Source organism: Curtobacterium sp. 18060, assembly GCF_902706105.1.
Classification (GTDB): Bacteria; Actinomycetota; Actinomycetes; order Actinomycetales; family Microbacteriaceae; genus Curtobacterium.
Window position 1 is genome coordinate 24,588 of the sequence record NZ_CACSJV010000038.1, and the last position, 10,595, is coordinate 35,182.

Annotated in this window: 9 protein-coding genes; 2 read left to right on the plus strand and 7 right to left on the minus strand. The window is 68.1% G+C overall.

Annotated features, from left to right (window positions below; all coding sequences use genetic code 11):
• Window positions 1–5: 5 nt before the first annotated feature.
• Window positions 6–2,105 (minus strand): DUF262 and DUF1524 domain-containing protein, encoded by a 2,100-nt coding sequence (locus GVL05_RS14995; RefSeq protein WP_159573624.1) that lies wholly within the window; start codon window positions 2,103–2,105, stop codon window positions 6–8.
• A 187-nt stretch (window positions 2,106–2,292) separates the two neighbouring features.
• Between GVL05_RS14995 and GVL05_RS15000 the strand changes: the two genes are divergently transcribed.
• Window positions 2,293–3,699, plus strand: a complete 1,407-nt coding sequence (locus GVL05_RS15000) for a phospholipase D-like domain-containing protein (protein WP_159573625.1) — start codon at window positions 2,293–2,295, stop codon at window positions 3,697–3,699.
• Window positions 3,700–4,577: 878 nt separating this feature from the next.
• Here GVL05_RS15000 and GVL05_RS15005 read toward each other — a convergent pair.
• The 5 genes from GVL05_RS15005 to GVL05_RS15025 all read right to left on the minus strand — a co-directional run bounded on the left by GVL05_RS15005 (window position 4,578) and on the right by GVL05_RS15025 (window position 8,852).
• Window positions 4,578–5,612, minus strand: a complete 1,035-nt coding sequence (locus tag GVL05_RS15005; RefSeq protein WP_159573626.1) for a PTS transporter subunit EIIC — start codon at window positions 5,610–5,612, stop codon at window positions 4,578–4,580.
• On the minus strand, window positions 5,609–6,124 hold the full coding sequence (locus GVL05_RS15010; protein WP_159573627.1) for a PTS transporter subunit EIIB: 516 nt from the start codon (window positions 6,122–6,124) through the stop codon (window positions 5,609–5,611). Before GVL05_RS15010 ends, GVL05_RS15005 begins: the two co-directional genes overlap by 4 nt.
• A gap of 46 nt (window positions 6,125–6,170) precedes the next feature.
• Window positions 6,171–7,094 (minus strand): N-acetylmuramic acid 6-phosphate etherase, encoded by a 924-nt coding sequence (gene murQ, locus GVL05_RS15015; protein WP_159573628.1) that lies wholly within the window; start codon window positions 7,092–7,094, stop codon window positions 6,171–6,173.
• A gap of 8 nt (window positions 7,095–7,102) precedes the next feature.
• Window positions 7,103–7,999, minus strand: coding sequence for a MurR/RpiR family transcriptional regulator (locus GVL05_RS15020; RefSeq protein WP_159573629.1), 897 nt, complete (start codon window positions 7,997–7,999; stop codon window positions 7,103–7,105).
• Window positions 8,000–8,207: 208 nt separating this feature from the next.
• Complete coding sequence (locus GVL05_RS15025; protein WP_159573630.1) at window positions 8,208–8,852, minus strand: NUDIX domain-containing protein; 645 nt, start codon at window positions 8,850–8,852, stop codon at window positions 8,208–8,210.
• Between the two features lie 91 nt (window positions 8,853–8,943).
• On the opposite strand from GVL05_RS15025, the gene GVL05_RS15030 reads away from it, so the two are divergent.
• Window positions 8,944–9,885: an ADP-ribosylglycohydrolase family protein gene (locus GVL05_RS15030; RefSeq protein ID WP_159573631.1), complete on the plus strand. Its 942-nt coding sequence runs from the start codon at window positions 8,944–8,946 to the stop codon at window positions 9,883–9,885.
• Window positions 9,886–10,032: 147 nt separating this feature from the next.
• On the opposite strand, the gene GVL05_RS15035 is transcribed toward GVL05_RS15030, so the two are convergent.
• A complete protein-coding gene (locus tag GVL05_RS15035; protein ID WP_159573632.1) occupies window positions 10,033–10,509 on the minus strand; it encodes a DUF4395 domain-containing protein in 477 nt (158 codons plus the stop codon).
• Between the last annotated feature and the right edge of the window lie 86 nt (window positions 10,510–10,595).

Here is a 10,595-nt window from a genome sequence, read left to right on the forward strand (position 1 = left end):
ATCCTTCACGCCAGAACCTGGTACTCGTAGGCCTGCCGGACGAGGCCGAGAACGTAGCTGAAGTCGGTCGTGTCGTCGAAAGCGACCTGTGTGTTACCGACTCCCCAATGCCCGATCGCGCTTACATCGCGAACCACTCGGCGTTCATCGCGGAGCGCCGTGATCGGGATGTTCAGCACGAGGAGGAGCCGTGACGCCTGTGGGACGACGTCGAGGAACGTCGTCTCCGTCCGGAAGGCCACGCGCACCTTCAGGAAATCAAGGGTCACGGAAGGATCGAACGACATGACCTCGTCGCGAAGCCGCTCGAAGTCCCTACGGCGCTCCGGCCGGAGCAGATTCGGGTGGTCTGCAATCGTGTACTGCGACTCTGTCCGGCTCTCCTGGTACGTCGCGAGCACCTCGGGCGGAAGCGCGGGCCGAGGCCAGATTCGGAGCGCCTGCTGAGCCAGCCGCACGGCGCGATTCTGGATGGCGGACTCGTCCCAGATGTCGAGCTGCCCGATGCCTTGATTGAGGCGAAGCGGGCTCTCCCTGAAGCCACCTTTCATGTCGCGCTTCTCACGGAACGGCCGGTCTGAGTATTCGGAGTTGTATCCGGTCAGTGTGAGATTGCCGAGGGTGTGCAGGTACGCCGACTGGATCTCCTGCCATTTCTCGCCGAGGTCGGCTCGCCACTCCGGACGGAGTGACTCGTTCTGCGGAAGGATGTGCTCGATTGTGTACTCGTCCGTCGGGACGGGTTCCTTCCGGCCGTGGTTCTCCAACGACCGGAAGAAGTATGAGCGCCGCTTGAAGTGATACGCGTCGAACGACTGCAGCTTCTCCTCGAACTCGGCGTCGGTCGGGAACGTCCGGTATCCCTGCAGGCGCAGGAAGTGTGCTTTGACGCTTTCAACGTAGCGGTCCTTCCGGAGGGCGCGCGCCAGGCTCTGGAACGTGGTGGTCAGCGAGTTCGTGGCCCAGCCAGTGACGGCGCGTCGCACGACGTACGAGGTCACCATGTGGACGATCTCGAGCAGCTCGTCCTTGTTGATCACCTCGAAGTCGTAGTCCGTGTATGCCTCGAGGAGGAAGGGGTAGACCACGTCCGCGCGGATCTGGACGAGATCGTCGAACGCTGCCCGTAGTGCTTTGTCGGGTTCGCGGCCGAGCGCGATGGCGCTGTACCGGCGGGAGTACTCGCGCAGCTCAAGGACGAGGACATCGATCGATTCGCCGCGCTGCATCCGAATGGCTGCGTAGTCCTTGAACGCGTCGTAGATGTCCCCGAGTCGCGGGATGCTGCCGGTGACGGTGGCGAGGTAGTGCCGTACGAAGTCATCGAACGCCGACTCGGAACCGGCGCCGGTGAAGTCAAGCTCCATTGGCCGCCAGTAACCCGTCCAAAGCCGTTCCTGCGCGTTCGTCGTCAGCCCCATCAGCACAAAGTTGCGGATGAGATCCGCCTGCGAGAGCCGCTTGCCGGTTGAGTTCATCGCCTCGAACACGAGCTGCGGGTGATCGATCCCGAGCTGCAGGTGCACGTCGACCACCTGCAACTTCGCCAACCCGCGGCACACCGTCGCCAGATCGGTGGACGACGCCCCGATCTGGGCACGGAAGAACTCGAAGTTGTCGAACACGCGGCTAGTCGACCCTGCCGCAGGCTCGGTGCCATCAATGACCGATTTCAGTGCGCCCCGATCGTCCTGGGAGAGCAGAAGTTTGTATCGCCGTTCGTCGATCTTGAACCGATTCGTGAGGTAGGAGTCGCGGATCTCCTCAGCGGAGAAGCCTTCGAGTGGTTCGCGATCCTCGGCGGCTGGGCCCTCCAGGTGGGAGACGAGCGCTGCGAGGATCAGGCTGACGGTTGTGACGCGTTGTTGACCGTCGATGATGAGGCTCGGCGCCTGGTTGGTCTGCGTGCCCGCGGCTTTCTCCACGTACACGACGGATCCCGTGAAGTGAGCTCCGAGCTCTTCGTTGCCGCCAGCCCGAAGGATGTCCTTCCAGAGCTGCTCACACTCGGCACGACCCCATGCGTACGCCCGTTGATAGATGGGGACCTCGAACTGACTCGTCACCTTGAGTAGATCGAGGAGATTCGCGTCGACAGCCTTCACGGCCTCAACCTACCGGCATCCCGCCCCCTCGCAACACCCGCTCGACCACCCCTCGAAATGTTGCGAGCCGTCAGTGCAGTTGGGACTCGGGATGAGCCTCGACGCCGCGTGGAGATCCGATCCTGCCGGTGGTGCTGCCTACGCGGCAGCTACGTCTCTTGCCGTTAGAAGGCCCTATCGTGGGCCTATGGAGTTCGACGCCGACGCCCAGCTCCTCGCTTCCGACGTCTCGTGGGCTTGGAGGAGCTTGGTCGCCGATGCGAAGGAGAACGTCCGTGTGTACACCCCGTACTTCGATTTTCTCCTCGTGCGCCTCTTAACGGGCGCTGATCTTCCGACCTCCGCCATTTGCGTCGTCACCGACTTGTCACCCCGGTCTGGTAACCAGCAGTACCGTGCGCAGCTCCTCGCGACCCGCGCTCTTCTTCGAATTGGTGTCACTGTGCGTTCGCTCGGCCGCTTACACGCGAAGGTGCTCCTCGCCGACGACCGAGTAGCGACAATCGGCTCGCAGAACTTCACCAGATACGCAACCGAAAGCCACGAGACCACTGTTGCCGGCCTGCAGCATCTCGGGAAAGGCGACTTCCTTTTGACGCTTGATGCTTGGCTTGAATCGGCGATTCCGGTCAGTGAGGAGTTCGTCGAGAGCCTCCTGACGGAACTTGATGAAGAGATGGCAGCCGCTGCCGCAGCCGATGGCCGACTAGTCGACGCATTCGATGAGCGCTGGAAAGTGTACGTACACGCACGCGAGGAGGCGGCGGAGGCGGATCGGCTGCGCGCGCAGCGCCAGCAGGAGTTGGAAGCCGCGCAGCGGGAACGCGCTCAACGTCCGCAAGCGTCGAAGGGCGTGGATCGGCGCGACAACCACGCTGACGTGGCTGCAACGCGGGACGCGTTCCGGCGTCGGCTCGGTCAGGCCGTTGCTGAGCAGCGTCAGGCGCAGCAGTCCGTCTGGGCAGCCGTTCGGCACACCGGGGGCTGGATGGGCTACAGCTCGTTCCTACCGGATGATCCGCAGGCGGACTTCACGAATTGGATCGTTCAGGGCAGTGGGGGCATCGGCACTCTGGTGTCGCTCACTCGATACCGCATGTATCCGCTTATCCTCAACCCGTCTGGGCGCATTGCATTCGCCCGGGTCGTGAAGACGCGTATCAGCTACCTCCGGTTCGCGGTCGGTCCACTGGCGATCGGTGTTTTGGGTGGCTACTCGCTTCAGGCACAGGTCGAGCTTCCGGAAACCGATACCGAAGAGGCGAACTTGCACATCACGGTGTTCCCGTTGCATCTGCCAGTCGTCGACGGTGTTCGCCTCCGAATTCAGTTTGACGGTGCCGCGGGCAGGCTTCGGGGCTGGGAGCCAGCAGGTCGCCGAACGGAGGGCGAACGTCGCTGGGACCCGTCGCCGGTGCTGAGCGCACTCGACGACCCCGACGCAGTCGACCAGCTCACAGCCCGTGTACTCGAGTCCTTCAGGTACAAGACGCTCGACGTAGGGAAGCTGAACGCGGCAGAGTTCTTTCCAGCAGGAGGGTCGCGGGTGTCGCTCCTGCAGTTTGCGGGGCTTCCTGTCCTGAGCATCGGATGATCCCCACCTGGACATCAGGGCTTCGACGACGGACGTAACGTGAGTGCAGCCACTGGTTCTAAGGCCTCAGACTCTTCGAGCTGACGACTCCGACCAGCCTGGACCTGCGGATCCCGTTCCGCCGTCCCTGTCCCGCTCTCAACGTCCACCCAACTGGCTAGGCTCCGGGCCCCTAGTCGGAGCTAGAAGACCGTAGAAGGGCTCCCGACGCGTGGGAACGCATCGCTGATTGTTGCGACTAGCGCGGTCGTGGCTGGTGCGACGGTCGGAGCAGGGGGTAGCTTGTCGCACGTCCGACCGCAACGCGCTCGGAGACGTATCACGGCGCAGCCTCCCAGAGGCGTGGAACAGAATCCCGAAACCCGTGGAACGCCCGTCGTTGCTGGGATCCGCGATCCGCGCCACCACTGGCATCCGCGAATAGACCGAACACCGTTTATCGGCGCGCCGTCCCAAAACTCGGCTCAGTTGCGGGATGTACGTCGTCGGGCGTCTCGGAAGGAGCGCGTCTTCAGCCGCAGTTCCGGCCATCGCTGGTCCGCCGTAGCGGATGCCGCGCATGCGGGGAATCGTCGCTGATTTGATGCGGCCTGGTGGTCTGGCGGGCTGACAGCAGCCCTCGGAACGACACTTCTAGGGACGAGTTTCATCGGCGCGGTCGCGTCAACGCGGCTCTACTGGTGGGTACCCGCATTCGTGTTGATCGGACCGCTGTCGATGGCGGTCACAACGGTGGCCGCTCAGGCCACCGCTCGAAGGGGAGTCCTCCGGGATGTGCAACGAGTTGAACGCGAGCGTCGCATCCGCGGCCGCGGCGGCCTCGAAGGTCGGACCATTCAGCGGACCATGCGCCAGGTACGCGCTCGCGCCCAACCGCATCAGCGTGCAGCTCCCACGGAGTCAGCCGGCGTGACCTGCACGTCGAGCGGCGCCTCCGGAGCGACGGGGTCGCCGGATGGGGAAGCCGACTGCGCCTCGAGATCAGCTCGCACAGACTCGGACACCCCGAACAACAGCGTCGCCACGAACCCCACGATGTACGCCACAACGAGCCCCGACCCGTACCCGAGCAACGCCCATCCGTACCCGGACGAGCCGTTCAGCAGCGGGATGAGCGACAGGTCCGACGCCCCGATTGCGATCGCCCCGACGGAGTGCCCGAGCTGGTCGAACAGCCCGACGACCCCGCCGCCGAACGCCCCACCGATGCACGCGGTGATGAACGGCCGCCCGAGGGGGAGCGTCACGCCGTAGATGAGAGGCTCCCCGACACCGAGGAACCCGGCCGGCAACGCACCGCGGATGGTCCGCACCAGCGAGGCGTTCGACCGGAACCGCACCCACAGCGCGATGCAGGCACCGATCTGCCCGGCACCACCCATCGCCAGCACGGGCAGCAGCACGGTCCACTCGGTCTGGTCGATCAGGGTGGTGTGGATCGGGATGAGGCCCTGGTGCATGCCGGTCATGACGAGCGGCAAGAAAAGGCCTCCGAGCACGAAGCCGGCGAAGGCTCCACCGTTGGCGAGCAGCCAGGTAGCGGCCGTCCCGATCGCGACGGAGACGACACCGGCGACGGACATCAGGATCCCGAGGGTGATCGATCCGGCGACCAGGACGGTGACGGTCGGCACGACGATGAGCGCGATGACGTCCGGCGTCACGCGCCGCATGAAGCGCTCGACGTAGGCGGCGAGGATGCCGCCGGCCAGCGCGCCGAGCACACCGCCCTGCCCGGGAGCCAGGGTCTCGCCGAACACGGTCACGTTCGCGACACCGGCCGCGACGATGATGCCGCCGACCGCACCGCCGAGGATGGGCGTGCCGCCGAACTCCTTCGCAGCGTTCATCCCGACGAACACGGCGAGCAGCGAGAGGAACCCGGACGACAGCACACCGAGGAACGGCGTCACCCCGGGCCGAGGTTCGTCAGGATGCCGTTGATCCCGGCGATGAGCCCGCAGGCGATCAGTGCGGGGATGAGCGGGATGAAGATCGCGGAGATCTTCCGGATCGCGCGCATGGTGCGGCCGTCGGAACGAGCCCGCGCTGTTGCCTTGATCGACGCGCCGCGAGCGGCGAGCTCCTCGGGTGACGCACCGGACGCACCGGATGCACCCGACGCGGCAGCGGCGCTGGATGCACCAGCCCCACCAGCCGCAGCCGACGGGGCGGCCGCGCGCAGGGCCTCCAGGTCGACGGCCACGCGGTCGACGAGACCCGGGCCGAGCACGATCTGCAGGTTCGAGCCGGCCGCCAGCGCGGCCATGACGCCGTCGGTGGACTTGAGCTCGTCGAGCGCGACCGCGTCGGTGGACACGACCTCGACGCGCAGGCGGGTCATGCAGTTCTCGACGTCGGCGATGTTCGCGGAGCCTCCGACGGAGTCGAGGATCTGCTGGGCGAGTTGCTGTGCATCGGGCATTGCTGTGCTCCTCGGGGGAAAGGAAACGGAAAAGGGGGAAAGAGCTCTACAGCACGGCGCGCAACGAGCCGGAAGCAGCGACGAGGCGCTCACGGGCCGAAGCAGCCGAGGCGCCGGTCAGGATCACGGCGATGGCGGTCTTCACCTCGCCGTCCGAGGCATCCAGCGCCGCCTGGACCTCGGGGGAGGCAGCGCCGGTGACGTCCTGCACGAGCGAGAACGCCCGCGCGACGAGCTTCGCGTTCGTCGCTCGCACGTCGACCATGCGGTTGCCGTACGTCTTGTGGCTGCGCACCATCGCGAGCGTGGTGAGCATGTTCAGCACGAGCTTCTGCGCGGTGCCCGCCTTCAGGCGGGTCGAGCCGGCGATGAACTCGGGGCCGACGACGACGTCGATGGCGATGTCCGCCTCCCGCCCCGCGGCCGAGTCGGGGTTGCACGCGACGGAGACCGACAGGGCGGACCGGCGCCGGGCCTCCAGGATGGCTGCGATCACGTAGGGCGTCCTGCCGGACGCGCTGATCCCGACGACCACGTCGTCGGCCGTCAGGCCGAGCGCGTCGAGGTCGCGGACGGCCGCTGCTTCGTCGTCCTCCGCGCCCTCGACGGCGGTTGTCAGGGCGACGTCGCCGCCGGCGATGAGCCCCACCACCTGGCTCGGATCGGTACCGAAGGTGGGCGGGCACTCGCTGGCGTCGAGGACGCCGAGCCGGCCCGGCGTGCCGGCGCCGACGTAGACGAGTCGGCCGCCGCGCGCGAACGCTGCGGCGATCGAGTCTGCCGCCAGGGCGATGGCCGGGAGGCACGGCTCCAGTGCCGCAGGCACGCTGCGGTCGCCGGCGTTCATGCGCTGGGCAGCTTCGAGCGTGGAGATCGTGTCGATGTCGTCCAGTGAGTGGTCGGTCGCCTCGGTCGTGAGGGCGGCGAGTTCGTCGCGGAGGGCGTCGTGGGTTTCGTGCGTCTGGTTCATGGTGGTGCTCAGTTCCGGTGGTGGGTGCGGACGGCGTCGCGGCTGCGGGCGAGGAGCGGCTGGGACCGCTCGTCGGTGCGCTGTGCGACGACGATGAACAGGGCGTCGACGATGGCGAGTTGGCTCATGCGGCTGCCCATCGCTGCGGGGCGGAGGGCGCTCTCGGCACCGGCGACACCGAGCAGGACGTGGTCGGCGGTGGTGGCGAGCGGAGCGGCGGCGTGGCCGGTGATCGCGATGATCGTGGAGTGCTGAGCTCGGGCTGCGTGGGCGACCTCGAGGGTCTCGACGGTGGAGCCCGAGTGGCTGACGAGCACCAGGACGTCGTGCTCACCGATGACGCTCGCGAGGGTCAGGGCGTTGTGCGGGTCGTCGGCGATCGAGCTCACGATGCCGATGCGTTCGAGCTTGAGGTGCAGGTCCCGCGCGACGATGCCGCTCGCGCCGACGCCGTACAGGACGACGCGGCGGGCTTCGCTCACGGCTGCGGCCGCGGCTTCGAGGGCGTGCGGGTCGAGCGCGGCGCGGGTGTCGGCCATCACGGCGCGGACGTCCTCGGTGACCTTCGCGATGACGGTGGCGACGTCGTCGTCGACGGCGACCCCGGCGTGGATCTCGGTGTGCTCGCGCTCGTGGATGCCGCGCTCCACGGCCCGGGTCATGCTGCGCTGCAGGCCAGCGAAGTTCGCGAAGCCGAGGTGCTGGGCGAAGCGGGAGACGGTGGCGGGGGAGACGCCCGCGCGGCCGGCGAGTTCGGCGGCGTTCGTGGTGGCTGCGGCTGCCGGGTCCTCGAGGACGGCGTCGGCGATGGCGCGCATGCTCGACGGCATCGTGGCCGACTGGGTGCGGACGAGGGCGAAGGCGTCGGCGCGCTCGACCCGGTCGGCTCGCTCGGTGATCGTCATCCCGCTATGAAAGCGTCTTTCGTGCGTGAGCGCCAGGGGTGAAAGTAAATTGCGTGTTACGGGTGGTGGGTTGGTTGCGTGGCGGTGCTCGCGCGTTCAGTGAGCAGAAAACGTCGAGTCGCCGCAGTGGACTCGACGTTTTCTGCTCACTCGATGAGCGGCGGACGCGAACCCGGGCGGTCGTGCGTCCGGCGAGTGACCGGCTCCGTCACCCCCGCCGGTACCGCGTCGCTGGCTTCCCCGGCCCGTCCGCCCGCTTCGTGTCCGTTGCGACCAGCTTCGGCAGCATCGCTCGCCGGAACGAGTCCGGCAGGAGGCGCTCGCCGAGGACCGCCTCGTGCAACTGCCGCAACTGCGACATCGTGAACGGCTCATCGAGCAGCCCGTGCGGATCCGGGGCAACGCTGTAGACGGACCGGAGTCGAACGACCGCGAACTCGAGGATGTCGTCGTGCCCGTGCACCATCCCGCGCGCCTCGATCACCGGCGTGAGTCGCACCTGGGGCTCGTCCAGGTCCAGGGCACGAGCCGGCACCACGTCGAGGTGCGCCACCGACAGCACCCACCCACGGTCGTCCCGCGCCGGATCGTCGAACACGTGCAACTGCTCCGGCGCGAGCCCCGTCACGCCCGCCTTCGTGGACAGCGACCGCAAGACGGCCGAAGCCAGCCGCTCACCCTCGTGCACGAACGTCCCCGGGAGTCGCCAGTCGCCCTCGGTGGCATCGCGGACCTGCACGACGGACAGCGGCCCGCCCGCGGGGACGGTCAGCACCGCGGTGTCCACGGCGACGGAGGGTCGCGGGTAGTCCGTCAGGCGTCGGCCGCTCGCGTCGCGGTACTCGTCGGTCATGCCGGTGAGTTTACGCACTCTTGCGCAAACGCGACGAGTGGTGCAGGATCGGTTTTACGCAATCTCGCGCAAACCTGATCCGGAGGTCCACATGACCACCCCGCAGATCCACGACCGAGCAGTCGGTGCCGTTCTCGGCTCCGCCGCCGGCGACGCCCTCGGCGCCGGGTACGAGTTCCGACCGGCAGTGCCCGAGCCGACCCCGATCACGATGACCGGCGGCGGCTCCTTCGGCTGGGCGCCGGGGGAGTGGACCGACGACACGAGCATGGCCGTTCCGATCCTCCGCACGGTCGCCCGCGGCGGCGACCCAGCGTCGGAGCCAGCCCTCGACGGCCTGGTGGCCGCCTGGGCAGCGTGGTCGGTCAACGCGCCCGACGTCGGCATCCAGACGCGCAACGTGTTGACCGGTCTGGAGGCGCGGATCGCCTCCGTCGCGCGGGCTGCGGCCCGCCAGGAGCACGAGTTCAAGGGCCGCTCCGCCGGCAACGGATCGCTCATGCGGACCGCACCGCTGGTGCTTGCATTCCTGCACGGCGACGTCGGCGAGGAGGAACGGCTCGCCTCGGCGGCTCGCGCGATCAGCGACCTGACGCACTACGAGTCCGACGCGGGGGACGCGTGCGTGCTCTGGTGCGTGGCGATCCGGCACGCGGTGCTGACCGGCGAGCTCGACCTCCTGCGTGGCATCGACCTGCTCGACCTCGACCGTCGCCGACTGTGGGTGGACCGGATCGTCACGGCTGAGCACTCGCAGCCCGTTGACTTCACGGAGTCGAACGGGTGGGTGGTGTCCGCGCTGCAGGCCGCCTACGCCGCGGTGCGCCAGAGTTCCTCGCTCGAGGACGCTCTGGTCCGCGCAGTGCGTACCGGCAACGACACCGACACCGTCGCCGCGATCGCCGGCGGGCTCGCGGGTGCGCTGTACGGCGCATCGACGCTGCCGGCCCAGTGGCGCGAACTGCTGCACGGCTGGCCGAACCTGCGGGCGGACGATCTCGTCGCGCTCAGTGAGCAGGCGCTCGCCGTCTGACCGGCCCGGCGTCGGAGGCTGCCGTGGGGGGAGCCTCCGCCGTCGGGCCGGTCGTGCTCGTGGGGCCGGCCCACCGCTCTGGAGGCGACCATGTCGGCAGCGCGTGTGGCGGGGCGGAGGCGGGTCGGGCCTCCCGGTCGTCCGCCGTCAGGCGATGCCGCGTCGCGGACGGAAGACGCCCGCGCGGACCAGCCACACGTAGAGCAGGCAGCCGATGCAGACGTCGAACACGGCGTTGAGGAACGCGGCGATCAGGGCGACGGCGGCGCCGATCGGTGCCGCGTAGGGCACGCCGAGCAGGGCGAGGAGCAGCGCCACAGCGGTGACGAACAGGCCGACCTGCTGGGCGAAGGTCGGCGGTTCGGGCGCCTCGAGCTCGGCGGGCGGGGCGAGCCTCGGCCGGACGAAGCGACGGAAGAGCGCGCCGTAGGGGTGGCGGCGGATGCCGGCGATGCCGCCGATCGCGAAGAGCACCACGATGACCGCGAGCAGGACGATGCCGACGACCCAGGTTGCGGGGATCAGCGTCAGGACGATCGTCAGGGCGAGCAGGACCGTGGTGATCGCGGCGCCGAAGCGTGGGGAGCGCGGGTCGATGCCTGCTGTGGCAGGGGCGGTGGTCATCGGGACTCCTGTGGGCCGGTGAGGACGGCGTCGAGGGCTGCGGCGAGCTCCGGTGGGCGGGGTGGGCCTCCGAAGCGGGTGCGGAC